The 24,503-nt window shown below is 70.7% G+C and carries 17 protein-coding genes; 6 read left to right on the forward strand and 11 right to left on the reverse strand.

The features are described 5' to 3' along the window. Positions 1–715 precede the first annotated feature (715 nt). The 4 genes from ABD331_RS23385 to ABD331_RS23400 all read left to right on the forward strand — a co-directional run bounded on the left by ABD331_RS23385 (position 716) and on the right by ABD331_RS23400 (position 4,864). The gene (locus ABD331_RS23385; RefSeq protein ID WP_344478200.1) at positions 716–1,474 is read left to right on the forward strand and encodes an alpha/beta hydrolase; all 759 of its coding nucleotides are present in this window, start codon (positions 716–718) and stop codon (positions 1,472–1,474) included. A 98-nt stretch (positions 1,475–1,572) separates the two neighbouring features. Then, positions 1,573–2,253, forward strand: a complete 681-nt coding sequence (locus ABD331_RS23390) for a biliverdin-producing heme oxygenase (RefSeq protein ID WP_344478202.1) — start codon at positions 1,573–1,575, stop codon at positions 2,251–2,253. A 387-nt stretch (positions 2,254–2,640) separates the two neighbouring features. Further along, positions 2,641–3,240 carry a TetR/AcrR family transcriptional regulator gene (locus ABD331_RS23395; RefSeq protein ID WP_344478205.1) on the forward strand — a complete coding sequence of 200 codons (600 nt, stop codon included), beginning with the start codon at positions 2,641–2,643 and terminating at the stop codon, positions 3,238–3,240. 211 nt (positions 3,241–3,451) lie between these two features. Further along, positions 3,452–4,864, forward strand: a complete 1,413-nt coding sequence (locus ABD331_RS23400) for an MFS transporter (protein WP_344478207.1) — start codon at positions 3,452–3,454, stop codon at positions 4,862–4,864. Positions 4,865–5,420: 556 nt separating this feature from the next. Here ABD331_RS23400 and ABD331_RS23405 read toward each other — a convergent pair. Beyond that, positions 5,421–6,650, reverse strand: coding sequence for a cytochrome P450 (locus ABD331_RS23405; protein ID WP_344478209.1), 1,230 nt, complete (start codon positions 6,648–6,650; stop codon positions 5,421–5,423). Positions 6,651–6,675: 25 nt separating this feature from the next. After that, positions 6,676–11,313, reverse strand: coding sequence for a wHTH domain-containing protein (locus tag ABD331_RS23410; RefSeq protein WP_344478211.1), 4,638 nt, complete (start codon positions 11,311–11,313; stop codon positions 6,676–6,678). Between the two features lie 140 nt (positions 11,314–11,453). Here ABD331_RS23410 and ABD331_RS23415 point away from each other — a divergent pair, with 140 nt between their 5' ends. Beyond that, positions 11,454–12,833, forward strand: coding sequence for an FG-GAP-like repeat-containing protein (locus ABD331_RS23415; RefSeq protein ID WP_344478214.1), 1,380 nt, complete (start codon positions 11,454–11,456; stop codon positions 12,831–12,833). Positions 12,834–12,857: 24 nt separating this feature from the next. On the opposite strand, the gene ABD331_RS23420 is transcribed toward ABD331_RS23415, so the two are convergent. From ABD331_RS23420 to ABD331_RS23445, 6 genes are read right to left on the reverse strand one after another with little or no spacing between them, the layout of a single operon-like run. After that, entirely contained in the window at positions 12,858–14,378 is a 1,521-nt protein-coding gene (locus tag ABD331_RS23420) for a sensor histidine kinase (protein WP_344478216.1), read from the reverse strand. Continuing rightward, the gene (locus tag ABD331_RS23425; RefSeq protein WP_344478218.1) at positions 14,375–15,067 is read right to left on the reverse strand and encodes a response regulator transcription factor; all 693 of its coding nucleotides are present in this window, start codon (positions 15,065–15,067) and stop codon (positions 14,375–14,377) included. The genes ABD331_RS23420 and ABD331_RS23425 overlap by 4 nt, the downstream gene beginning before the upstream one ends. Continuing rightward, positions 15,064–15,672: a hypothetical protein gene (locus ABD331_RS23430; protein ID WP_344478220.1), complete on the reverse strand. Its 609-nt coding sequence runs from the start codon at positions 15,670–15,672 to the stop codon at positions 15,064–15,066. The genes ABD331_RS23425 and ABD331_RS23430 overlap by 4 nt, the downstream gene beginning before the upstream one ends. Before the next feature lie 12 nt (positions 15,673–15,684). Then, complete coding sequence (locus tag ABD331_RS23435; protein WP_344478223.1) at positions 15,685–16,947, reverse strand: ABC transporter permease; 1,263 nt, start codon at positions 16,945–16,947, stop codon at positions 15,685–15,687. Continuing rightward, positions 16,944–17,714: an ABC transporter ATP-binding protein gene (locus ABD331_RS23440; RefSeq protein WP_344478226.1), complete on the reverse strand. Its 771-nt coding sequence runs from the start codon at positions 17,712–17,714 to the stop codon at positions 16,944–16,946. Before ABD331_RS23440 ends, ABD331_RS23435 begins: the two co-directional genes overlap by 4 nt. Further along, complete coding sequence (locus ABD331_RS23445; protein WP_344478228.1) at positions 17,711–18,880, reverse strand: efflux RND transporter periplasmic adaptor subunit; 1,170 nt, start codon at positions 18,878–18,880, stop codon at positions 17,711–17,713. The genes ABD331_RS23440 and ABD331_RS23445 overlap by 4 nt, the downstream gene beginning before the upstream one ends. A gap of 146 nt (positions 18,881–19,026) precedes the next feature. Between ABD331_RS23445 and ABD331_RS23450 the strand changes: the two genes are divergently transcribed. Continuing rightward, positions 19,027–21,042 (forward strand): efflux RND transporter periplasmic adaptor subunit, encoded by a 2,016-nt coding sequence (locus ABD331_RS23450; RefSeq protein ID WP_344478230.1) that lies wholly within the window; start codon positions 19,027–19,029, stop codon positions 21,040–21,042. Positions 21,043–21,337: 295 nt separating this feature from the next. On the opposite strand, the gene ABD331_RS23455 is transcribed toward ABD331_RS23450, so the two are convergent. The 3 genes from ABD331_RS23455 to ABD331_RS23465 form a co-directional block, all read right to left on the reverse strand. Beyond that, on the reverse strand, positions 21,338–22,894 hold the full coding sequence (locus tag ABD331_RS23455) for an alkaline phosphatase D family protein (protein ID WP_344478232.1): 1,557 nt from the start codon (positions 22,892–22,894) through the stop codon (positions 21,338–21,340). 91 nt (positions 22,895–22,985) lie between these two features. Continuing rightward, positions 22,986–23,564, reverse strand: coding sequence for an HAD family hydrolase (locus tag ABD331_RS23460; protein WP_344478234.1), 579 nt, complete (start codon positions 23,562–23,564; stop codon positions 22,986–22,988). Then, on the reverse strand, positions 23,561–24,382 hold the full coding sequence (locus ABD331_RS23465) for a hypothetical protein (RefSeq protein ID WP_344478237.1): 822 nt from the start codon (positions 24,380–24,382) through the stop codon (positions 23,561–23,563). Before ABD331_RS23465 ends, ABD331_RS23460 begins: the two co-directional genes overlap by 4 nt. Positions 24,383–24,503: the final 121 nt, after the last annotated feature.

Raw genomic sequence — 24,503 nt, forward strand, 5'->3', positions numbered from 1 at the left:
TCCGCCACCGCTCACACACCACCCACCGCTCCACGCACCGCCCCGCAGACCACCCCACTCCGCCACCGCTCACACACCACCCACCGCCCCGCGGACCGCCCCACTCCCCGACCGCCCGCCGCCCCACGCACCACTCCACGTACCGCCCCACTCCACCCACCGCCCGCCGCCCCACCCACCGCTCCACGCACCGCCCCGCAGACCACCCCACTCCGCCCACCGCGCCGCGCCGGCCAGCATCCTCGCTCCCGCTCCGCCTCTCGCCGAACACCCTCGCTCCGCGCCCCAGCCCAGCCCCAGCACGCCCACTCAGCGCACTCTCCTTCCTACCGCCATCCACCTGCGGCGGAGATCTCACCCACCCTTCCCCTCGACCTCGCACCCCACCCCCTCGCCGCTTCCCATCCCGCTCGCTCCCCCGCCGCCTCCCCATACCGCTCACTCCCCCGCGCCACTTCCCCAACCCGCGCACCCCCGCGCCGCCTTCCCAACCCGCGCACCACCGCGCCACTTCCCCACCTCGCTCGCTCCCCCAGCCGCCGCCCCGCTCACCCCCCGCGCCACATTCCCCCACCACCCACGCCTACCAGCGCCTTCGCCCTGGTCGAGCCCACTCCATCAACCCTCCGCCATCTCACATCACCCCCTGGTATGACGCCCTTTTTCAAACCCAGCGGTGACGCGCACCACACCCCTTTCTCCATAACGTCGCACCATGCTCAGACCCCTCTCCATCGCAACCAGCCTCGCGGTGATCGGCACCCTCCTGCTGCAGTCCCCGCCCCACCCAGGCGAGCGACTGGTGAGGACCTACGGCGCCGACGTCACCACAGCCGACCGAGTGGCGATCATCGTCCCCGGCGCCGACACCAAGACGGAAACGTTCGACTCCAGCCCCCGACACCCCGGCGGCGCAGCACGCGCCCTGCTCGCGGAGGCCACCCGCCTGGCCCCCAGCCAACGACTGGCGGTGGTGGCATGGCTGGGCTACGACTCACCCCCCACCCTGAGCCTGGCCGCCCTCACCGACGAGGCAGCCATCACCGGCTCCCGCGAGCTCCGCCGCACGATCACGGCCCTGCGCCACCGCACCACGGCTCCGATCACCCTGCTCTGCCACAGCTACGGCTCCTTCACCTGCGCCCAAGCCGCAGCCCCAGGCTTACCGATCACCGACCTCGCCCACATCGGCAGCCCAGGCGTCGGCACGGGCAGCGCCCGGACAACCCCCGCCATCCGCGTCTGGGCCGGCCTCGGCGCCACCGACTGGATCAAACACGTCCCCAAAATGAAGCTGGGCCCCCTCGGCTTCGGCACCGACCCTATGAACCCCACCTACGGCGCCCGCCGCTTCGAAACAGGCACGGGCGGCCACAGCGACTACTACGCTCCAGGCACCCCGTCCCTGCGCAACCTGACCCTGATCGCCCTCGGCCGCCTCCAGGAGGTGACCCCCGAGAACGGCGGCTCTTGACTCCCTCATTCCTGGGTACGTGTCGGGGGAGGCAGGATTTGATGACATGGTGTCGTCATCAGCTTGACGTCGCACGCCGACGTTTGTGACACTTCGTCATGAAACGCCAGCACGAGCAGAGGTGGGCCGTGACCACGCCGTTCTCCGAAATCTTGCGCAACGCCACCTGGGCCGACCACCAGTCGGCCGAGTCAGAGGGCTACCTCTCAGCGCTGATGAGCGGCCAGTTGAGCGAACACGACTACGGCGAAATGGTCGCCCAGCACTACTTCGCCTACACCGCCCTCGACGGCGTCTCCCGCCAGCTCGCCGACCACCCGGTGGCCGGCCGCTTCGTCTTCCCCGAGCTGTACCGCGAACCGGCGCTGGAACGCGACCTCACCACGATCTACGGCCCGAACTGGCAAGACCGGATCACCCCGTCGAAATCCACCCGCACCCTCGTGGCCCGCATCCAGCAGGTCGCCGACTGGCCAGGCGGTTACGTGGCCCACCACTACACCCGCTACCTGGGCGACCTGTCGGGCGGGCAGTTCATCCGGATGGAGCTGCAGAAGATCTACGGCTACGCGAAGGGCGGAGGCGTCGACTTCTACTTCTTCGACGAGCTGGGCAGCCTGCCCCGGTTCAAGAACGAGTACCGCTCGCGGCTGGACGTTCTGGGGCTGGAGCTGGACGAGGGCGAGCAGCAGCGCATGATCGGTGAGGTGCGGCTGGCGTACCAGCTCAACACGGAAGTGCTGACCGAGCTCAGGCAGGTGGTCAAGGCCGCCGCCTAAGCTCCACAGGCGGCTGCCACCCACTTGTACCGGCGACCACCCCCACGTTCGTCGGAGAATCGGAGAAGACGGAAGGCTCTGAGGGCGCATGAAACCCTCCTCGGCGCCAATCTTGATGCCGGGGCTCGTCGCCTCGAATGCCTCGACGTTCTCCTCGAAGACGGCTCCGCTGTGTGTGTCGGTCGCCGTGACCGGGCCGTTGACCGTGACGGTCACGGGCGCCCGCGGTGTCCTGCTCCTCATCCGAGCCTGAACGCGGACAACCAGGATCGCCGGCGGTACGCGCCCCACCGTTCGATCTGAGCGAAGTTGTCCGAGCCCAAGGTGTTGCCCAGACGCCACCGCCTTCTGCGGAACTTGAGGCCCGGCCCGGCCTACCATGGGCATATGCCCCGCATCTCGGCCGCCACCATCGGCGAACACCGCGCCCAGACGCGTGACCGCATCCTTCAGGCCGTCTCGCGGCTGTCCCGGGTGCAGGGCATCGACGCCATCTCCATGACCGACGTCGCCAGCGAGGCCGGAATCACCCGTACGGTCCTGTACAACTACTTTCCCGACAAAGCGACGCTGCTGCTGGCCTTCACCGAGCGAGTGACCAGCTACTTCATCGACAGCTACGAGCGGGAGCTGCCCGCCGGGGCGTCGCCCGCCGACCGGTTGCGCGCGTTCGTCCGGCTGCAACTCACCGGGCTGCTCGCGCACCCGCATCCGGGGGCGGCCGACCTCAGCGCCGCGCTTGGGCCCGACGCCTACCAGCGACTGGCCGAGCATGTCGCGCCGATGCAGCACATCCTGGTGGAAATCCTCGAGAACGGCATCGAGGCCGGTGACTTCCGGGCGCTCGACGTGGACGCGACGGCGCGGATGATCCTCGCCGTCATCGGGGCCGAGCGGGTGCCGTTGATCAGCGGGGACGTGACGGTGGAGGCGGCCGGGGAGCTGGTGTCGGAGTTCGTGCTGCGAGCACTGGGCAACAGCGGCTGAGCCAGTCGCGCCAAGCGGCGGACGGTGAGTGGTCGGGCCCCGCTGGTGAAGGCGGCGGATGGCGAGTGAGCCGAAGGTTCCGCTGGTCAGCGGTAGCGGGTGAGCGGAGGATTCGCTGGTCGAGGTGGGTGAGCCGGAGGGCCGCTGGTTGAGGCGGGGGTGAGGGAGGACCCGCGGCGGGGTTGTCGGTGCCCGGTGACAGGATGGCCACATGACCGACAACCCGGCCCTCCTGCACGGCGAACACATCCAGCTCAAGTCCGCGCGCGGCCGCTGGATCCTGTTCGCGACCGTGCTCGGCTCCGGGCTGGCGATGCTCGACAGCACGGTGGTCAACGTGGCGCTGCCGTTCCTGGGGAGGGAGCTTGACGCGGGCATGGCCGGCCTGCAGTGGACGATCAACGCCTACACCCTGACCCTGGCCGGGCTGATCCTGCTGGGCGGCTCGCTCGGCGACCGTTACGGGCGCCGCACGCTCTTCCTGGTCGGGACGGTCTGGTTCGCGGTCGCGTCGGCGTTGTGCGGGCTGTCGCCGAACATCGAGTTCCTCATCGGCGCCCGCGCATTGCAGGGCATCGGCGGCGCGCTGCTGACGCCCGGCTCGCTGGCGATCATCCAGGCGTCCTTCGTGCGGCACGACCGGCCCAGGGCGGTGGGCGTGTGGTCCGGGCTGGGCGGTGTGGCCAGCGCCATCGGGCCGCTGCTGGGCGGCTGGCTGGTGCAGACGGCCGGATGGCGGTGGGCGTTCCTGATCAACCTGCCGTTCGCGGCGCTCGTCGTGTTCGTCGCACTGCGGCACGTACCGGAGAGCAAGGACGAGACGGCGGCGGGCCGGTTCGACGTGCTCGGCGCGGTGCTGGCCGCGCTCGCGCTGGCCGGCATCACGTACGGGCTGATCCAGAAGGGCGTCTCGGTGCCGCTGGTGGTCGGGCTGGCGCTGGCTGCGGCGTTCGTGGCGCTGGAGATCCGCAGGTCACCGGACGCGCTGGTGCCGGTCGGCATGTTCCGCGACCGCGTGTTCACGGCCGTGAACGTGGTGACGCTGATCATGTACGCGGCCATGGGCGTGGTGTTCTTCCTGCTGGTGGTGCAGCTCCAGGTGGTGTCCGGGTTCTCGCCCGTCGTGGCCGGGCTGGCGATGCTGCCGACCACGATCCTGATGCTGCTGCTGTCGGCGCGGGCCGGGGAGCTGGCCAAGCGGGTGGGGCCGCGCTGGCCCATGACGATCGGGATCCTGGTGGCGGGGTGCGGGTTCGTGCTGATGAGCACCATCGGGTTCGGCGCGTCGTACCCGCTGCAGGTGCTGCCCGCGGTGACCGTGTTCGGGCTGGGGCTGTCGGCGGCGGTCGCGCCGCTGACGGCGACCGTGCTGGCTTCGGCGCAGGAGCGGTACGCGGGGACGGCCAGCGGGGTGAACAACGCGGTGGCCCGCACCGGGAGCCTGCTGGCCGTGGCCGCTGTGCCGCCGTTGGTGGGGCTGGTGGGTGATGCGTTCGAGCAGCCTCGGGTGTTTGATGCGGGGTTCCGGGCGGCCATGTTGATCAGTGCGGGGATGATGGTGGTGGCGGCGCTGATCACGTTCTTCACGATCAGGACGAACGTGCTGGCCGTCGACGACGATTGACCCGCCGGGCTGGCCAGAGCCGGAACGGGTCGAACGTCCGGGCCGCTGACGACCACTGACTTGCCTGCTCGGGCGGGGGTTCGCGCGTGAAGGAACCGGCGGGGTTGACGGGACCAGCGGGACTGCCGGGGTAACACGACAGGCGGGTGGGGGTGTTGCGGAAGACCGGCGGGGCTTGCGGGGTGTGCGGGTCCCCTCACCTCGTCGGTCCGGTGAAATCCCGCCCGTCCTGCCTGTCTCGACGCTTCCGCCAACCCTGCTGTCCCGTCTATCCCGCGTCCGTCCGGCAAGCCCGTCCGTCCCGCGAGTCCGGTCCTTGTCCATCCCGCTCACCCCGCGAGTCACGTCACCCGCTCCGCAGGCCCACCATTCCCGCAGGCCCCACCCAGCCAATCCCGCGGGCCCCAGCGATCCCGCAGTCCCCGCCGCCTCCCGCAAGTCCCTGCGTCCCCCCACCGTGTAAGTCCCCTGGCCCCGTCACCCTCGCTGGTCCTCTGCACTCCGCGCGCGTCCCACTGGCGGGACTCGCGAGACAGGCAGGGTGGGCGGGGTGGGGTTAGAAGGTGAAGGGCTGGCTGCGGACGCTGTTGTCGAAGTTCGACAGCAACAATTCGGGCTCCCCCACCGACCGGATACCCGGCAGCCGTGTCAACAACTCCCGGAACATCGTCCGCATCTCCTGCCTGGCCAGGTTGGCGCCGAGGCAGAAGTGCGGGCCCGGGCCGCCGAAGCCGACGTGCGGTTTGGTGTCGCGGGTGATGTCGAAGGTGTCGGCGTTGGGGAAGACGGACTCGTCGCGGTTGGCGGAGCCGTAGAAGAGCACCACCTTGTCGCCCTGCTTCAGCTCCAGCCCGCGCAGCGAGTAGTCCTCGGTGACGGTGCGGCGGAACTGCATGATGGGCGAGACGTACCGGACCATCTCCTCGATGGCGCCGTTGACGTGCGTGTCGAAGTCGGAGGTCAGCAGCTCGCGCTGGGCCGGGTTCTCGGTGAGCAGCCGGATGCCGTGCGCCATCGTGTTGCGGGCCGTCTCGTTTCCGGCGACGAGCAGCAGGGCGAAGAACGAGCCGAGCTCCTTGTCGGTCAGCTTCTCGCCGTCGACGTTGGCGTTGACCAGGAGGGAGACGAGGTCGCCTCTGGGGTTGGCGACGCGTTCGTGGCCGAGTTTGATGACCATGCGCTGCAGGGCGAGCAGCGCCAGCATGTTCTGCCCGGCCATCTGGACGCTGCGGGCCAGGCTGGGCCGTACGCCGGTGTAGGCGGTGGAGATGTCGACGTGCTGGTGCACCTTCTCCCGCAGCTCCTGCGGGATGTCGAGCATGTCGCAGATGACGTGGATGGGCAGCCGGGCGGCCACCTGGGTGACGAAGTCGCGCGGCCCGTCCTTGACGACGTCGTCGACGATGCGGGCGCACGCGGCCTCGATGTCGTTCTGCAGCCCGGCCAGCATCTTGGGGCTGAACGAGCGCGTCACGATGCGGCGCAGGCGGGCGTGGCGCGGGTCGTCCATGTTGACCATCGACTCGCCGAACACCTGCTTCACCCAGCTCGGCGGCTCGGGGTTGGTGACGGCGGGCTCGCTGGAGAAGATCTTGGCGTTGCGGCTGGCCTCGACGACGTCGGCGTGGCGGACGAGGGCGTAGAAGCCCTTGCCGGAGCGGAGGAACGGCACTTTCTTCTCGGGGAAGAACACCGGGTGCTCCAATTGCCGGAGCCGGGCGAACGCCTCGTTTCGCTCTTTGAGGGGTTTGCGCCAGAAATCCAGATCAGCGAGGTCGATGTCCACCTGTCTATGGTGGCACGTTCCCGTGCTACTGGAGCCCTTCGAGCTCGGGGAGGGTCAGCGCGAAAAGGCGTGCGTAGCGGGCCAGGCGGTCGCGGACCTGGGCGGGGGTTTCTTCGAGCTGCCAGGCGGCCTTGGCCAGGTGGTCCTGGGTGACCGGTCCGGTGATGGCCGGGGGCTGGCCGTCGAGGTGGACGGTCAGGGCGAGGAGGTCCTGCCAGTGGACTATGTCGTCGGGGCAGGCGTCGTTGGGGTAGGCGAGGGTCAAACCCAGAGGGGCGAAGCGGAGAAGGCGGTGGTGGGTTTCGGTGACTTTGCGGCCGTATTTGCCTGCGGTTCGTACGAGGTGGAGGGCGTCCACCGTCGAGGTGTAGGTGTCTTCCTCGATGCCATGGACGCGTAGCAGCCCGGTGTCCTCCTCCGTGAGTCTTGTCTCATCAAGGTCGGCATCGCGAATCTCCCGCAGGGGCACGCCTGGCGGCAGGTACGGTCGCAGGCGCCGGACGTAGGCGCCAAGGGTCAGATTGGCATCGTGGGCCGCGGAGATGAGCGCCCCTGGAGAGAGATCCCACTGCAGCGGCTGGGACCGGTAATCATTCGAAAGCAGACTTCTGAGGTGGGATGACGGCGGCAGCGAGATCGTGTCACCGGAGATCGGCTCGGCACTGGCTCCGGGGAAGGTGCGCAGGAGATGCTCGCGTGCTTCCCGGATCCCGGACTCGAAGGTAGCGGCCAGGTAGACGAAGTCCGTCATGGTGAAGGGCTCGTCGGGCGTGGCGAAAGGGGCCAGCACGCCGGCGCACGCCTGCTCACGGCCGGACAACCGGCTGCCGCGGCCCAGCAAACCGGCGATCCGCCGGGCCGCGGCGCGAGGCGGCAAGACATATCTCATTCCGCAGTCATAGAACGATAGAAAAGTGTCGATGAATTCGTCCTCGTCCTGCCCGAGCGGATAGTCCTTGGGCAGGCCGGAGATGTCAGGCCGCTTCAGCAGACGACACCGCTCCAGTCCTCCTAATCTGTCGTACACCTGAAGAACGGACAGCGACCACTTGGCGGCGATCGATACCAGTTCCAGCGGAGTCAAGCACCTCCCCATCTCCTTGACGTGTCGGAGCGCCTCACGCTCCAAGTTGTCGATGGCGTCCGGGTAGCGCTCGCGCCCGACGACTCGCACGCCGAAAGGCGCGAGCCGGTCGCATCGCTCCAGCACCTCTTCGAGGCTGCGGTCAAGCCTTTGACTGGCTCTGGCCACCTGGGACGGGCCCAGCTCGTCCACGGTCCACGGCCAACGCCCGTCCAGGCGCCTGGACATCAGCACCACGTCCGCTGAGGTGCAGACCTCGCCGGCCAGTTCTCCGAGCTGAAGGTCCGGCGCGACCCACTCGCGCGGCGCGAGCTCGGCGGCGCGCCTGAGCACCTCGCCGACGGGAAGGTCGAGCTCCTGGGAGGCACGGACGAGAAATCCCGAGGATGCCTTTTCGCGAGGCGGGTTTCCCGAGCGGGACCACGCCAGGAGGGCCGCGAGCAGTGGCCCAAGCTCCTCCTTGACAGGCCCCGCCACTGGTGGAAGATCACGTGCGCACGAAACGTCGAGTCCCGTGATCGCGTATCGGCGCAGCCTTCTGAGCCGGTCGACCACGCCCTCCTCCTGATCGGTCAACCCGTCGATCAGGTCCTCGATGTGAACCACGGGACCTGTGTCGAGGATTCTGAGCCGGGTCAGCAGCGCGGCGTCCACCGGGCCGACAAGCGGATGCCCCGCACTGGTTCCCGGTCCCGTCTCGTCCCAGCCTCTGAAGAGCATTTCGCCTGTCGCTTCGTGCCACTGCATCGCTCTCCAAACGCGAACCCAGTGGACACGCGTGTAACCCTTCCATAGAAGGACCCTTTCATCTTCCGGCAGACAACCGAGGAGACCGACCCGGACCGGCTTGTTCGGATCCCAGGGCGTCCCGGCCGGAATCCGCTTGTCGACCCGTGCCAGATGCCGGAAGACCTGCTCAGCCACCTCTGGTGACTGATTTGCCATCTGCCAGAGCCAGGACAGGGTCAGTCCTTCCCATTCCTCCAGCTCAGGCAGATAGCGATCGATCTCCGCCGTAACCCACTTCTTGTCCCAGTTCCGCAGCTTCTTACGGTCGACCGTGAGTTGCGGGCGGCGTGTGTCTCGCAGATTGACGACCAGGCCGAACATGTCCTCGCTCGTACGGATCCCGTCCGCCAGCAAACCTCCCTTGCCGGACACCCACCACAGGTTCTCCCCGCACTTCTTCGCCTTGTCCTGGAACCGCAGGTCTCCCGCCCGCCACACATCGCCTTCCGGCGCATCCACGTCGTACTCGCTCACCCACAACACGTCTCGCAGGGCGCGCAGCACGGAACCGTCCACATCGCCCGACAGGTAGAGCCGGACACGGGTTCCGCCCTTCCGCATGCCTTCGACCGGGGTGATCCGCAGAACGCTGCCGCTGCTGGTGATGTGCGCCTCATAGGCCTGCGGGTCGACAACGCCCGTCCTGAGGAAGCGGCGGGTGACGACCGTCATCTCGTCAGCCAGCATGAAGTAGCTGAATACTCCGACGCCGAACTGGCTGTTGGGCACCATGCGGAGTGGTGGTGTCCGCGCCTCCCAGTCCGCCTGCTCTTTCCGGAATTCCTGTTGGTAGACGAACCGCTCCCCGGCGCTCGCGAAGACGTGCTCCAGTATGTCCGCGTCCATGCCGATGCCGTTGTCCACGCACTCGATGTATGCCCGCCCGCCCTGCTCACCCGTCCTGAAGATGATCTTCCCGGTCCACTCATCGGTGGTCCCGCTGTATGCATGTCGGACGCCACGCCATTTACAGGCGTCCAAGGCGTTCTGGTACAGCTCCCGGAGGGCCAGGGACGGTTCGTCGTAGAGCTGGCGGCCCATGAGAAGATCGCGCACCTTGTCCTCGGCCAGCCGGAACGTCACGACCGGAGCCTTGTACGCGAGCGTTTCCGCGTCCCGGTGCGCGGGGCGCAGCTCGTCGCTCGTCACTCTGCCGGGAAGCTTCTCGACCAGGGATCTCGCCAGGGTCCGATCCTCGATCGCAGCGGTGAGCAAGGCGTTGCCGCGCTGCGCGACGTGCTGCAGGGCAAGGTGCAGTGCCGGGTGTTCGCAGCGGCGGTCGAGGTCGTATGAGTTGTTCTCACGGTGCCACTGCACTCGCTCGGCCGTCAGGAGGACCGTGCTGAGCGGCAACTCCAGCTGGGTGCCGAGGTGATCGGCGATGACGGGAGGCAGCCGTCGGACGTCGATCGCGAGTGTCCCGGCCAGGGCCAGCACGTGTGTCAGCGTCCGCCACCGTTCGCCGAGGCCCGGCGGCAACCCGTCCAGCTCGGCGCCCACGCCGCCGACGAAGGTCCGTAACGGGAGGATCCGCTCGGCCAGCACGTCCCCGGGGCCGAACTTCAGCTTCGTGACGGCTTCCCAGTAGACAGGCCCGGTCTGGTTTCCCTGCCACAGGGAAAACCGGGTCGCCTGCCATTGATGCACCAGCCACATCGCGAGAGCATGCGCTGACGCCTCGTCCCCTCTGGCGGCCAGCCCTTCGGCCCGTTGCACCACGTGCCGGTACGACTCGTGCGTGATCTCCAGGTCGTTGCGGGGGCCCGCGTCGTACGTGCGCCTGAAGTCGTCGAGGTGGAGTCCGGCCGCCTGATGGATGCCCTCCGCGAGCAACCGCTCGCGCAGGAAGGGGGCCACGATGAGCAGTGTCACCTCCTCCGGGGAGAGATCCGTGAAGTCGCCGAGCAGGTCGTACACGCGGTCGAGGATCCGGTTCGGATAGTCCTGGTCGTGCCAGGGGTCCTCGATCCCGGACTTTCTCAGCTCCGCGAGGGCGCTGTTGCGATGCGCGGCGCAGGTTTCCACCACCTCGTGCACGGCTTCCCACGCCTTGTCCGGAACCTGCGGCGCCTTCTCCTTCGCTTTGTTCACCGACCTGCGCCAGGCCAGGGCCAGTTCGTTCCCCTCGCAGATCTCCACATCTCGCACCAGCGACCGCTCAGGGAAGAGGTGCGGAGGCCGAGCCCCGGGCATCTTCTTGGTGACCTCGTCGAACACCTGCAGCACCGTGCGGGCGGGGTTGCGCTGGCCGAGCACCTGAGCGAGCACCTGGGTGAACAGGCTGCCCTCCTCGCCGTACCGGTACTGCCGGCCGGGCCCGCATCCGGTGATCAGGACGAACGGCCCGTGGTCCAGCTCGATCCGCACCGGGTCCTCGTCTGGGCGGTCTCTGCAAGCGTCCACGAAGAAGACCACGAGCCGGGCCTTGCCGCGTCTGACGGAGTCGGGAATGAGCGGGATCAGGTGTCTGGCGGCGGACGTCCCGGCCCGGCTGGCGTCGCCGGGGACCAGATAGTCCTCGCCCTCGACGGTGACGCCGTGGCCGGAGAAGTACAGCAACAGGACGCCGCCTTCGGGCACCGTCTTGCAGTGCTCCTCGATGGTCTGGTCGATGCGGCCGACGCCCGGCTCCGGCCCATCCGGACCGCCGAGGGTAGCGACCTGGTAGCCCGACTGTTCGAGCGCCTGTTGCATGAGGCGCACGTTCTCACGCACGGCGCCCTCAATGTTCCGCAAGTCCTGGTTGTCGCATTTCGGGACGCCGATCAGCAGGGCATGGCGCGCGGTCATCAGTCCACCTCACCTCGGGCCAGGTGGCGAAATCCTCCCACGCCGGAGACCGGTACGGGGGTTGGATGTGCATCCCGTCCTTCAGGCCCGTTCTCGCGCCGTTAAGACCCGGTTCGACCTGTCTGGTCATTACTTCCGGTATGAATGCGCTGCTCGCCGCCTGCCTGATCCTCCCGCTGACCTCAGGAGCGACTCCGGCCGCCGCCCGCGCGTGCGGCGGTCACCCGCTCGACTTCGACGCCGACGGCCGCCCCGACCTGGCCGTGGCCGCCCCGTACGACGCCACCAGGGCCGGTTCCGTCACCGTCATGTATGGGACGGGCGAGAAGGTGAAGCTCACCCAGCGGGGCGCGGAGCCGGGCGACTCGTTCGGGTCGGCGCTGGCCGTGGGGGACTTCAACGGTGACCGGTGCGCCGATCTGGCCGTCGGGGTGTCGGAGGAGTTCGTGGGTGAGCGGGTGCCCGGCGGGGACGGGAACGGGGTGGTGCAGCTCTTCGACGGGTCACCGGAAGGGCTCGTGGCCGGGAGGGAGCTGAGGCTGGGCAAGCCGTCCAGCGACCGGTTCGGGGCGTCGCTGGCGGCCGGGGATCTCGACGGGGACGGCAGGGACGAGCTGGCCGTGGGGGCGCCGAGTCACCGGTCGGGCGGGGCGGTGACCGTGTACTGGATGAAGGGCCGCAAGCCGTACCAGATCACGCAGAAGACCCCGTGGGTGCGGCAGGCCGCGAACGTCACCGACCAGTGGGGGGCGTCGCTGGCGACCGGCGACTTCGACGGGGACGGGCGGGACGAGCTGGTCGTGGGGGCGCCCGCCGACAGCGTGAAGGTGGACGGGCAGGGCTCGGTCACCGTGATCGACGTGCGCGGGAAGCGGGCCCGGCTGCTCACCCAGAGCACGCCAGGGATCAAGGGCGCCGCCGAGAAGTGGGACAACTTCGGCGCCGCGCTGACGACCGGCGACTTCAACGGCGACGGCAAGGCCGACCTGGCGATCGGGGTGCCAGGCGAGGGGCTCAGCGCCAACCAGCGGGCCATGGACTACGGCGACGGGACGGTGGACGTCCTGTACGGCTCACGCGCCGGGCTGCGTACCGACAGGACAGAGGCGTGGTCGCAGAACACGCTCGACGGCAAGCCCCGCTACTACGACCGGTTCGGCACCTCGCTGGCCGCCGGGGACTTCAACGGCGACGGCAACGACGAGCTGGCCGTCGGGGTGCCCGGCGAGAAGGCCGTGCAGGTGCTGGCGGGGCGCTCGTCCGGCGGGCTGACGCGGGCGGGGAACCTGCTGGTCAAGGGCGAGGGACAGGATTTCGGGGCGTCGGTGACCGCGCTGCCCGGCTGGGAGCGGTACCGGGCGCTGGCCAAGCGGCCCCCGGTGTACGGGCTGGTGGTGGCCGCGCCGGACCAGGGGCTGATCATGTACGCGCCGGGGAAGCGGGAGGCGGGGCGGGTGGAGCTGGGCAAGGTGCGGCAGCTCGACAAGGGGACCGGGCTGTACGGCTACACCTTCGGGTGAAGGGCTGGGCCCCCCGCGAAGAGGCTAGTGCTCCGGGTCGGGCTGGTTCACCGGCAGGACGACGCGGAACAGGGCGCCCTTGCCCGGCTCGCTCTCCGCCATCACGACCCCGCCGTGCGCCTCCACCAGCGTCGCCGCGATCGACAGCCCCAGCCCCGACCCTCCGGCGCTGCGGGCGGGGTCGGCCCGGTAGAAGCGCTCGAACACCCGCTCCGCCACGTCCGCCGCGAACCCCGGCCCCTCGTCGGCCACCTCGACCACGGCCTGCTCGCCGTTCAGTCCGACGCGCACCTGGAACGGGGTGCCGGGCGGGGTGTGGGTGAGCGCGTTGGTGACCAAGTTGTTGATCACTTGGCCGAGGCGCGGCTCGTCGCCGATCACGGTCACGTCGCCCTCGCCGCCGAACAGCCGGACCAGCTCGATCTTCCTGTCGGGCGCCAGCGTCTGCGCGTCGATGACGGCGGTGGCGGCCAGGCTGAGCAGGTCCACGGGCCGCATGGCCAGCTCGCGCCGCTGGTCGAGGCGGGCCAGCAGGAGCATGTCCTCCACGAGCAGCCCCATGCGGGCGGCCTGCCCCTCGATGCGGCTCAGCAGCCGTACGGCCTCGGCCAGGTCCTTCTCCTCCCCCAGCCGGTACAGCTCGGCGAAGCCCCTGATCGAGGTCAGCGGCGTGCGCAGCTCGTGGGAGGCGTCGGCCATGAAGCGCCGCATCAGCTCCTCCGAGCGCCTGGCGGCGGTGGCGGACTCGCGGGCGGCGGTGGCGGACTCGCGGGCGGACTCGGCGGCCTCCTCGCGCTCGCGGACGGCCACCTCGATCTGGGCGAGCATGGTGTTGAGCGAGCGGCCCAGCTTGCCGACCTCGGTGCTGCCGGCCCAGAGGGGCACGCGGCGCGACAGGTCGCCGTCGGCGATGTCGTTGGCGGTGCTCGCGATCTGGCGCAGGGGCCGCAGGCTGCGGCGGACCAGCCCGTAGCAGACGAAGCCGAGCACGACGAGCGTGCTGCCGCCGCCGGCGGCCACGATGAGGATGAGCTGGGAGACGGTGGCGTCCACGTCGGCGGTGCTGATGGCCATCATGCGGCTCTGGCCGCCGCGCGTGGGCACGGCGACGACCCGCCAGCTCGGGCCGCCCGCGTCGAGGGACTCCACGGTGAAGGGCCGCCCCTTGAGCTCGATGACCTCGGCGAGGGTCAGCCGGGGCAGGTCGGGCGTGTGCTCCTCGGTGGACTCGCTGATGGTCCGCAGGATCGCGCCGTTCGGGTCCAGGACGACGCCGTGGAAGAGGCCGAAGTAGCGTTGCGGCCGTCCGTCGGGGCGGGGCTCCTCCGGCGGCGGGGGCGGGTCGCGCGGCGCGGTGGCGACGCGGAGCTGCCCGTCCACCCGCTCGACGAGGTAGCTGCGCAGCAGCCGCACGGCGAACAGGCCGGTCGCCGTGATGGCGACCGTGACGAGCAGGAGGGTGGCCGAGACCAGGCGCAGCCAGAGCGGCGCCCTGGCGAGCTGCTTCCTGAGCCCGCTCGCGGCCGTGGACAGGCGCCCGCTCATACTCTCGGCGGGCGCAGGATGTAGCCGACTCCGCGCAGGGTGTGCAGGTACTTGCGTTCGCCGGTGTCGACCTTGCGGCGCAGGTAGGAGACGTACGACTCGACGAGGCCGACGTCGGTGCGCCAGTCGCCGTTCCAGACGTGGTCGAGGATCTGCGTCTTGGACAGGACGCGGCCCACGTTCAGCATGAAGTACTGCAGCAGCCGGAACTCGGTCGGCGACAGCCGCACGGGCACGCCGTCGCGCCAGACCTCGTGGCTCTCCTCGTCCAGCTCCAGGTCGGCGACGCGCAGGCGGTTCGGCGGCGGGGCGCCGCGCCTGGTCCTGCGCAGCACCGCCCTGATGCGGGCGATGACCTCCTCCAGGCTGAACGGCTTCGTCACGTAGTCCTCGCCGAGGCCGAGCCCGGCGATGCGGTCCTCCGGCGTGTCCTTGGCGGTCACGAACAGCACGGGGACCCGGCGGCCGCGGGACCGCAGCCTGCCCGCGACCGCCAGGCCGTCCAGATCGGGCAGCATCACGTCGAGCATCACCAGGTCGGGCGTGCTCTCCTCGGCCACCCGCAGGGCCTCCATGCCGTCGGCCGCCGTCAGCACCTCGAACCCGGCCATGCGCAGGCTGGCGGAGAACAGCTCCCTGATGTTGGGCTCGTCATCGACGACCAGCAGCTTGGCCTCGGGCTCGCTCATCGTGGGCCTCCTCCCTGGAATCCCTGGCTCCCCTGGCTGATCGAGGTGGCCGCGACCGCGCCGTCGGCGCCCTGCTGGCCGCGCACCACGATGGTGGTGCCGGCCTCCAGGTCGGAGACCTTACCCGGCTTGGAGATCTGCACGGTGGTCTGGTCGGTGGTGGTGACCGTGACGGTGGAGCCGTCCATGGTCTTGACGTACACCTTGCCGTCCTCGATCTTCTCGACCGTGCCGACGGTGCCGCCGCCGCCCATCCGCTGCCCGCCGCCCGGCTGCTGCCCCTGGCCTGGCTGCTGGCCCCCGCCGGGCTGCTGCTGACCGCCGCCGGGGAACTGGCCGCGCTGGCCGCCGAAGCCGCCCTGCTGCTGGCCGTACCCGCCGCCGGGGCGCTGCGCGCCCGCGGCCTGCGCGGGCGTGTCGGCGGAGCCGAACCAGGTCTCCGCCTGGATGCCGATCAGGATCCCGGCCACCAGGACGACGCCGGCGGCCAGCGCCAGCGTGACCTTCGAGGCGCCCTTGGCGGGCTGGACGGCGAGCTCCTCCCGCAGGTCGTCGGGGAACGGCGAGGAGCCCAGCTTGTCCATGCTGTCGGCGCTGTCGGCCATGTCCTTGTCTCCTTACTCGTGGCGCAAGGCCTGGATCGGCCTGAGCTTGGCCGCCCTGTTGGCGGGATAACTGCCGAAGAACAGCCCGATCCCCAGCGACACGCCCAGCGCAAGCACCACCGATGACGGCACGAGGACCGGTTCGATGCCGGCGATGGTGAACCTGGTCCCCACAAACGCCACCAGCACCCCCGACAGCCCACCGATCAGGCTCAGCAGCGTCGCCTCCATCAGGAACTGGCCGAGGATGGCGCTCCTGGGCGCGCCGATGGCCTTGCGGATGCCGATCTCGCGCGTGCGCTCGGTGACCGTCACCAGCATGATGTTGGTGATGCCGATACCGCCCACCAGCAGCGAGATCGCGGCGACGGCGCCCAGCAGCACGGTGAAGGTGCCGGTCGCCTCACTGACGGTCTCCTGCAGAGTGGCCTGGTTGAGAATGCGGTAGTCGGGATTGTTGTCGGTGATGCCGTGTCGTTGGTTGAGGATAGCCGTGACCTCGGCCTGCGCTGACGTGGTGGTCTGCGCCGAGGTGGCCTGCACCACGATCTGGCCGAGCGAGCCGAACCCGCTCAGGCTCTGCTGCACGGCCGGCAGCGGCGCGATGGCCACGTCGTCGGCGTCCTGCATGCCGGTCGACCCGGCCTCCTTCAGCACGCCCACCACCGTGAACGGCACCCCTGACACGCTGATCTGCTTGCCGATCGGGTCCACGGCGCCGAACAGCTCCTCCACCACGGTCTGGCCCAGCACCACGACCTTCCTGGCGGCCAGCACGTCGTCGTTGAAGAAGTAGGTGCCCTTGGCGACGGGCTTGTTGACGGCCTCGAAATAGCTGGGGTAGGTGCCGACGAACTGCGAGACGGCGTGGCTGGCGGCGCCGTACGTGGCGGTGGCGGAGGAGGCGTTGACCACCGGCGAGACGCTCTGCACCGACGGGGCGAGCGTCCTGTCGGTCAGCGCCTTGGCGTCGGCCAGGCTGAGCTGCCTGGCCTGGGTGCGCGGGCCGGTGTTCCCGCCACCGCCGCCGGGACCGCGCATCGCGCCGCCCCCGCCGCCGCCCCCGCCTCCGGAGAAGGACGGGGAGATGGTCAGCGTGTTCGCGCCGAGGCGCTGGATGTTCTGCGTGATGCTCTGCGAGGAGCCCTCGCCGACCGCGACCAGCATGATGACCGCGGCCACGCCGATGAGGATGCCGAGCGTGGTCAGCGCGCTGCGCATCTTGTTGGCCAGCAGGCCGCGCAGCGCGAAGCGGAGGATCTCGATCTGGTTCACTGGACGACCGCTCCGTCGTTCTCCCGCAGGCGCGGCGGCGGCCCGTCCACCGGCGCCTGGCGGCGGTCCTCCACGATCTGGCCGTCCACCAGCCTGATCACCCGCTTGGCGTGCGCGGCCACGTCGTCCTCGTGCGTGATGATCACGATCGTCCGGCCGGACGCGCTGAGCCTGTCCATGATCTCCAGGACGTCGTTGGTGGAGGCGGTGTCGAGGTTGCCGGTCGGCTCGTCGGCCAGCAGCAGGGCGGGCTCGTTGGCCAGCGCCCTGGCCACGGCCACCCGCTGCTGCTGGCCGCCGGAGAGCTGGTTCGGCTCGTGGTGCACGCGGTCGGTCAGGCCGACCTGCTCCAGCGCGGCCAGCGCCCGCTCGCGCCGCTCCGCCTGGCCGACGCCGCCGTACACGAGCGGCAGCTCCACGTTGGCCAGCGCGCTCATGCGCGGGATGAGGTTGAACGACTGGAAGACGAACCCGACCCGGCGGTTGCGCAGGATGGCGAGCTGGTGCTCGTTCAGCAGGCCGACGTCGGCGCCGTCGATGAGGTACGAGCCGGACGTCGGGACGTCGAGGCAGCCGAGGATGTTCATGAGCGTCGACTTGCCGGAGCCGGAGGCCCCCATGATGGCCACGTAGTCGCCCCGCTGGACGTCCAGGCTGATGCCGCGCAGGGCGCGCACCCTGGCGTCGCCCTCGCCGTACTCCTTGACCAGGCTCTGCACGCGCAGGACCGGGACGGGCTCCACGACGCGCAGGCCCGCGGCCGTCATCGCCCGCCGCCCGGCATGCCGCCGCCTCCGGGGAAGCCACCGGTGCCGCCGACGCCGCGCATCCCGCCGCCGCCGTTGCCCCCGTTGCCGCTCGTGCCGGTGGTCGTGGCCGGGGGCACGAGCTGGTCGCCCTCCGACACACCCGACTTGACCTCGGTCAGCGTGGCGCCCTGCACGCCCACCTCGATGGGCGTCCTGGTCTGCCGGCCGTCCTTCAGGACGGTGACCGTGGTCTGGCCGCCGCTGGTGGAGATCGCGGTGGACGGGACGGTGACGACGTTCTCCGCCTGGCCCACCACCACCTCGACGGTCGCGGTCTGGCCCAGCCTGACCTGGCTCGGCACCTTGGTGAAGGTGATCGTGACCGGGTACTGCACCACGTTGTTGCTGGTGGCGGCGACCGGCTCGATCTGCGTGACCTCACCGGTGGCCGTGACGCCCGGCAGCGCGTCGAACGTGATCGTGGCCTCCTGGCCCTGCTTCAGCTTGCCGACGTCCGACTCGGTGAAGGTGCCCACGAGCTGGAGTTTGGCGGTGTCGGCCAGCTCGACGAAGCCGGACGACGCCGAGGACGACCCCGTTCCGCCCGTCGCGGCCGTGGAGCTCTGGCCGCTGCCGGACCCGGAGCCTCCCGAGGCCGAGCCGCCCGCGGAGCCACCCGCCGATCCGCCCACGGAGCCGTTCACCGCCGTGACCGTGCCCTTGAACGGCGCCTTCAGCACGGTGCCCGCGACCGTGCGCTGGGCCTCCCTGTAGGCGTTGCGCGCCTTGATGTAGGCGGCGTAGAGCTGCGCCGTGTCCGTCCCGTCGTCCAGGGCGCTCTGGTACGTGGCCTTCGCGGCCGACAGGCTCTCCTGGGAGGCGGCGTCGTCCAGCCTGGCCAGGATGTCGCCCTTGGCCACCTTGTCCCCGGCCTTGACGTAGATCTTCTCCACGGTCCCGCTCGTCCCGAACGAGAGCGCCCTGGCCTGCGAGCTCTCGACCGCTCCCGACGCGGACACCGAGGCGGTCACGGACCCCCGGCCCGCGGTCACCGTCCGCACGGCGGTCTCACCCGCGGCCTGTCCCGTGCCGAGCTGAGCGTAGGCGAGCCCGGCACCGCCCAGCAGGAGCAGCGCGAGCGCTCCGTTGGTAATCAGCGCTCTGCGCCTGATCGACACCTTCACGAGCGAGGACCCTTGCACACGATGCTGCGCCGTAGCCGTGGGCAAGCTGAACGTCCGCTGGGAACGCAGGGCTCCGCGCGGGCCTCCAGGTAACTCTGAGGGTGCTCGCAGGCTGGCGCGATCCTGCTCGGACATGATGTGCCGTCATGAGACCGACTTTCGCGCTGGGCGGCCTCGCCCTCGCCGTGCTCGTGGCCGGCTCCGGCCTCGTGCTGGCGCTGCGCGACGACACCCCGCCCACCGTCCAGGTACGGCTGGCCTCCGCCCAGCGCGGCCTGGTCACGGCCTCGGTGAGCGCGGCGGGGAGCACCGTGGACGGCTCGCGCAGGGACCTGGCGTTCGGCTCCTCGGGGACGCTGACCAAGGTGTACGTCAAGGTCGGGACCAAGGTGAAGAAGGGCCAGGTCCTGGCCAGGATCGACGGGCGGGCGGCGCGCGAGGCGTACGCGGCGGCCAAGGCCGATCTGGCGGCTGCGGAGGAGGCGCTGGAGCAGGCGTCCTCCGGGACGGCGGCGTCCTCCGGGACGGCCGCGGGCAGCTCGACGGGCGCCGGCGGGACCTCCTCGGCCTCCGGAACCTCCGCCACCACCGGCGCTACCGGGACCTCCGCGACCGGCACCGGCGGTGGGGCTTCCGCCGCGTCCTCGGCCGGTACCGGCGGGCGGGCCTCCACGCCTGGTGGCGGCGGCCGTACCGGCACGACCTGCGCGCCCGCCGCGACCACGCCCGCGAAGGGCGCCACCCCGGCCCCCTCCGGCAAGGCGACCGGCACTCCCGCCCCGACCGGCGGCGCCGCCCCCTCGGGCCCGGCCGCCACCGGCGGCGTCGTGAGCGGCGTACCCGCGCCCCAGGCGACCGGCGGTGGCAACCCAGGCGCGCAAGGCAGCGGCACCCCGACGACGCAGGGCGCCAACCCGACGGCGAGCAGCGGCGACCAGGCAGCGCAGGGCGGCGGCCAGGCAGCGCAGGCCAGTAGCGCGGCAACGCGAAGCGGCGGCCAGGCAGCGCAGGGCGGTGGCTCGGCCGCGCGGGGCGGCGGTGTGTTCGGGCCGTCCGCACCGTCCGGCGACGGCACGAGCACCAGCCCCACGCCCGACCCTTCACCGCACCCCACGACCACCCCCACCCCCGGCCCTTCGGACCCCGAGCCCCAGCCCACGGTGACGGTCACCGTGACGGCCACGGCCACCGTCACCACGACGGTCACCGCCACCCCGACGTCCGGCGGCGGCGGAACGGGCACCGGCCACCCGGAGGGCCAGCCGACCTCCACCGGCTCCCCCACCACGTCCGCCCGCCCGTCCACCACCGCCAAGCCCCCGACCACCGCCAAGCCATCGACCACCGCCAAGCCCTCCACCAGCCGGAAGCCGACCGTCAAGCCCACGACGAGCGGAAAGGCCAGAACCAGCCCGCAACCGTCACAGGGCTCCTGCGCCACCCCGGGCGGCACCGGGAACACCGGCAACCCGGCGGGCACCCCGGGCACGGGCCAGGCCGCCAGGGGCGGGGCGAGCGAGGAGCAGGCCACCGCGAACGTGGACCGCGCCGAGGCCGCCCTGGAGCAGGCCGCCGACGTGGTGCACGGCACCCGCATCGTGGCTCCGGCGTCCGGCACGATCCTGTCGATCGGCGGCAAGACGGGCGACACGGCGGGCACCGGCACGTTCATCAGCCTCGGCGACCTGAACGAGCTGCAGATCTCGGCCATGGTCACCGAGTCCGACGTGAACCGCCTCAAACTCGGCCAGAAGGCGCAGATCACGCTGGCCACCAGGAACGGCGAGAAGTACCAGGGAACGGTCACGGCTATCGCGCCGACCGCGACCGTGGACGGCCAGCTCGTCCGCTACTCGGTCACCCTCGCCTTCGACGAGCCGCCCGCCGGGCTGATGCTCGGCCAGACCGCCTCGGTGACGATCACCACGGACGAGTCAGCGGACGCCGTCTACGTGCCTGCCGCGGCGGTGCGTACCAGGTCGGACGGGACCCAGGTGGTCACCGTGCGCTCCGGCGGCCGGGACTCGGCGAAGGTGGTGCGCACCGGGGTGCGCGGGGACCAGTACGTGGAGGTCGTGTCCGGGCTGACCGAGGCCGACCAGGTGGTCATGTCGGGCACCACGTCGGGCGAGTTCCCTGACGGAAGCTGGCCGGACGCATGACCCGCCGCACGCCCCTTCGCCGCGCCGGACGCGTCCCGCCGCCGTGCGGGACCGGCCCCGGCCCCTGAACGACCGGTCCGGACGGAAACCACCCGCCCGCCCGGCCCGGTCCACCCGGCCGGACTCCACACCTGCCACTCGGAGTCCGGCCGGGTCCCATCATGCGGACAAAATGGTTGAGCGGATCCTCAGCGGGCTCCCAGCGGACGTTCAGCAAACGCGCGCCCCTGAAAGCGCACCCCTCAGCCCGCGTTCCCCAGGCTCTGAGCCGGCCTCCAGCGACTCGGCCCGCGCCTCACCCGACGCGCGGCGCCGCGGCCTGACCGGCTGCGGCGGCCCCGGTGACGGCCGGGATGGTGAGCCGGTGGGCGGTCTTGGCCCGCGCACCCCTGCGGGAGATGTAATCCAACGTCCGGAAATCCACCGACAACTCATCCCGGGTCAGCCGCGCCATCAAGTACCCCCGCCGCTGATCGATGTAGGAGATGTGCGGATTCTCCTGCAACGCCTCCGAGATCCACGTCCGGTCCCGGTACCCGTCCCCATCGCTGGCGATCGACGACGCCACCAGCTCCCTGGCCACCACCGGCGAGTCGGGATCGTCGAAGTCGGTCTTCAGCTCGGCCAGGTGGTGCATGTGCGCGTCACCGGTCAGCACCACGGGGTTGGCCGTCCGCGCCAGGGACCCGAGCAGCCGCGTCCGCTCGGCCGCGTACCCGTCCCACGAGTCGAGGTTCACCTCGCGTCCCGGCCCGATCTTGTAGTCGCGGTGGGCCACCATGATCTGCTGGCCGAGCAGGTTCCAGCGGGTGGCGGAGTCGTTCAGGCCGCTCTCCAGCCAGCGCCACTGGTCGTCGCCGAGCAGCGTGCGCCGGTCCGCGAGCCGCTCGTCGCAGCCCGCCCGCACCCCGTCCAGGCAGGCCTGGTCGTCGCGGAACTGCCGGGTGTCGAGCAGGTGGAAGCGCGCCAGCGTGCCCCAGGAGACGCGGCGGTTGACCCGGAGCACGGCGCCCTGGAGGCTGGCGCGGCGCAGCGGCATGTTCTCGTAGTAGGCCCTGAACGCCTGCGCGCGCCGCTGCTCGAAGCCCGGCGCGCCGGTGCTGGAGACGTGGCCGGCCCAGTTGTTCTCCACCTCGTGGTCGTCGAACGACATCAGCCACGGCGCGACGGCGTGCGCGGCCTGGAGGTCGGGGTCGCTCTTGTACTGGGCGTGCCTGAGCCGGTAGTCGGCGAGCGTCTGGCACTTGCCCGGCGTGTGGGTGCGTACGCGGCCGGCGAGGGCGGTGTAGCCGCTGGGGCCGTACTCGTACATGTAGTCGCCGAGGAAGACGACCAGGTCGGGCTCCTGCTCGGCGAGGCGGCGGTAGGCGGTGTAGTAGCCGTGCTCGTAGTGGGCGCAGGCGGCCACCGCGAAGTTGAGGGGGGTCTCCCCGGCGGGCGACGTCCTGGTGCGGCCGGCCGGGGAGAGGCGGCCCTGGCTCTTGAACCGGTAGAAGTAGTCGCGTCCCGGTTCGAGGCCTTTCAGCTCGACGTGCACGCTGTGGGCGTCGCGTGCCCTCGCGGTGGCCGTTCCGGACTTGACCACCTTGGCGAAGCGCTCGTCCGTGGCGACCTGCCAGCCGACCTCGACGTCGCGGGAGGGCATGCCGCCGCGGCCGTCGCCGCCGAGCGGGTCGGCGGCCAGCCTGGTCCACAGGACGAAGCCGTCGCCGGAGGGGTCGCCGGAGGCCACGCCGAGGGTGAACGGGTCGGATCTGAGTGTCCTGGAGGAGGACACGGCCGCCGCCGGGGCGGCGGGCTGCGGGAGGAGAAGGCCGGCTGTCGCCGCTGTCAGGAAGGCTCTGCGGTCCACGTCCCAGGTATGTCCACCTGCGCTGACTCCGCCGTGACCGCGGAGTCAAGCGCGGGTGAACAGCGTCGGTCGGTCAGCGGGCGTCCCGGGTCTAACGGAGCGCCGCCCTGAGCGTGTCAGCGTCGGTGAAGGGCACCCCGGTCATGCCCGCCCGCCGGGCCCCCTCGACGTTCTCGGGCCGGTCGTCGATGAAGACGATCTCGGCCGGGTCGGCGCCGAGCCCGCGCGCCAGCTCGTCGTAGATCTCCCGGTCCGGCTTCACCAGCCCCATCCTCCCGCTGTAGAAGCGCCGTCCGATGGCGGAGATCCAGGGAAGCTGGTCCAGGCCGTCTCCGACGCACACAGGCGCGTTGGACAGCAGCGCCACGTCGCGGCCGGACTCCAGCAGCTCGCCGAGCAGGGTGACGGTGCCGCGGTTGGGGTAGGCCCAGCTCGCCACGTCCATGGCGACCAGCCGCGCGACCTCGCGCTGGGCGGCGGGCCTGCCCAGGACGGCCGACCAGTACGCGTGCGGGCTCAGGCTCGCCCGGTCGAAGTCGAGCCGGTGCTCCCAGTAGCCGCGCTTGAAGGACTCAGGCTCGGCCCCCACGGCCAGCGCCATGGCCTCGGCGTCGGACTCGGGCTGCGGCAGGGAGAGGACACCGCCGTAGTCGAAGACTATCCACGTCATGCCAGGAATGGTCGCAGATGCGGGTCGAGCGCCGGGCAGCCCAGATACTTCGCGGCGGTGTGGAAGTCGATCCAGTCGAGGTTGACGAGCTGCTCGACGTCCACGCCGGTGAAGCTGGCGGCCAGCGCGGGCGGGATGGCGGCGATGTCGTCCTTGTCGGCGATGTTCACCCAGCGCTTGACGCCCTTGGGCCGCTCGCCGCGGCCGTTGACGGGGGCGGGCAGGAGGCGTTCGAAGATGACGTTGCGCATGCCGAGGGGGCTGCCGAGCGTCATCAGCAGGTCCACCTCCAGGTCGGGGTTGGCCCACAGCGCCTCGTAGGCGACCACGCTGCCGAGCGAGTGGGCGATGACCACCTTCGGCCGGTTCTTCCTGATGCACTCGGCCACGGCCTGCCGCGACTTCTCCCGCCTGGCCTGGTCGGTGAGGTAGGCGGCCACCTCGGGCGCGAACAGCTTGGCGAACGCCGCCGACCTGCCGTCCAGCCGCTGCAGCAGCCAGCCGGTGAACGACTTGAGCGCCCCCGTGACGTGCTCGCCCACGCCGATCTGCCGCGCCCAGTCGACGAGGATCTGCTGGGCCTGCAGCTCCATCGCCCGCCTGGGGGCCGCCGGGTCGTACTCGCCGTCGCCGTCGTTGAGGAGGTGGGAGAAGTAGGCGATCTCGGCGAAGTACGCGCGCGGCTCGCCGCCGAGCCCCGTATGCAGGTAACGGTCCCATTTGCGGCGCATGGCCTCGGCCGCCCCCGTCGCGGACTTGCCTGCTTCGAGGTAGTAGTTGTACTTGCCGATCCCGTGCACGCCGACGATGACGGCCACCCGCGCCTCCCCGTGATCTTTTTCGCGGAATGCTGCCACACGCCGCTTGCAATCGGCCGTACAGGGTCGGCGGGCGCGAAAAAATGCCATTGCGGACGGCATATGGCAGCCAGATACGGTG

This window comes from Nonomuraea monospora (genome assembly GCF_039531895.1).
Lineage (GTDB): Bacteria > Actinomycetota > Actinomycetes > Streptosporangiales > Streptosporangiaceae > Nonomuraea > Nonomuraea monospora.

Bases quoted from the DNA above. Each gene is read 5' to 3' on its own strand.
- ABD331_RS23430 (WP_344478220.1), bottom strand. From the start codon at position 15,672: ATGGCCGACAGCGCCGACAGCATGGACAAGCTGGGCTCCTCGCCGTTC.
- ABD331_RS23440 (WP_344478226.1), bottom strand. From the start codon at position 17,714: ATGACGGCCGCGGGCCTGCGCGTCGTGGAGCCCGTCCCGGTCCTGCGC.
- ABD331_RS23385 (WP_344478200.1), top strand. From the start codon at position 716: ATGCTCAGACCCCTCTCCATCGCAACCAGCCTCGCGGTGATCGGCACC.
- ABD331_RS23395 (WP_344478205.1), top strand. From the start codon at position 2,641: ATGCCCCGCATCTCGGCCGCCACCATCGGCGAACACCGCGCCCAGACG.
- ABD331_RS23450 (WP_344478230.1), top strand. From the start codon at position 19,027: ATGAGACCGACTTTCGCGCTGGGCGGCCTCGCCCTCGCCGTGCTCGTG.
- ABD331_RS23460 (WP_344478234.1), bottom strand. From the start codon at position 23,564: ATGACGTGGATAGTCTTCGACTACGGCGGTGTCCTCTCCCTGCCGCAG.
- ABD331_RS23425 (WP_344478218.1), bottom strand. From the start codon at position 15,067: ATGAGCGAGCCCGAGGCCAAGCTGCTGGTCGTCGATGACGAGCCCAAC.
- ABD331_RS23415 (WP_344478214.1), top strand. From the start codon at position 11,454: ATGAATGCGCTGCTCGCCGCCTGCCTGATCCTCCCGCTGACCTCAGGA.
- ABD331_RS23390 (WP_344478202.1), top strand. From the start codon at position 1,573: ATGAAACGCCAGCACGAGCAGAGGTGGGCCGTGACCACGCCGTTCTCC.
- ABD331_RS23400 (WP_344478207.1), top strand. From the start codon at position 3,452: ATGACCGACAACCCGGCCCTCCTGCACGGCGAACACATCCAGCTCAAG.
- ABD331_RS23410 (WP_344478211.1), bottom strand. From the start codon at position 11,313: ATGACCGCGCGCCATGCCCTGCTGATCGGCGTCCCGAAATGCGACAAC.
- ABD331_RS23420 (WP_344478216.1), bottom strand. From the start codon at position 14,378: ATGAGCGGGCGCCTGTCCACGGCCGCGAGCGGGCTCAGGAAGCAGCTC.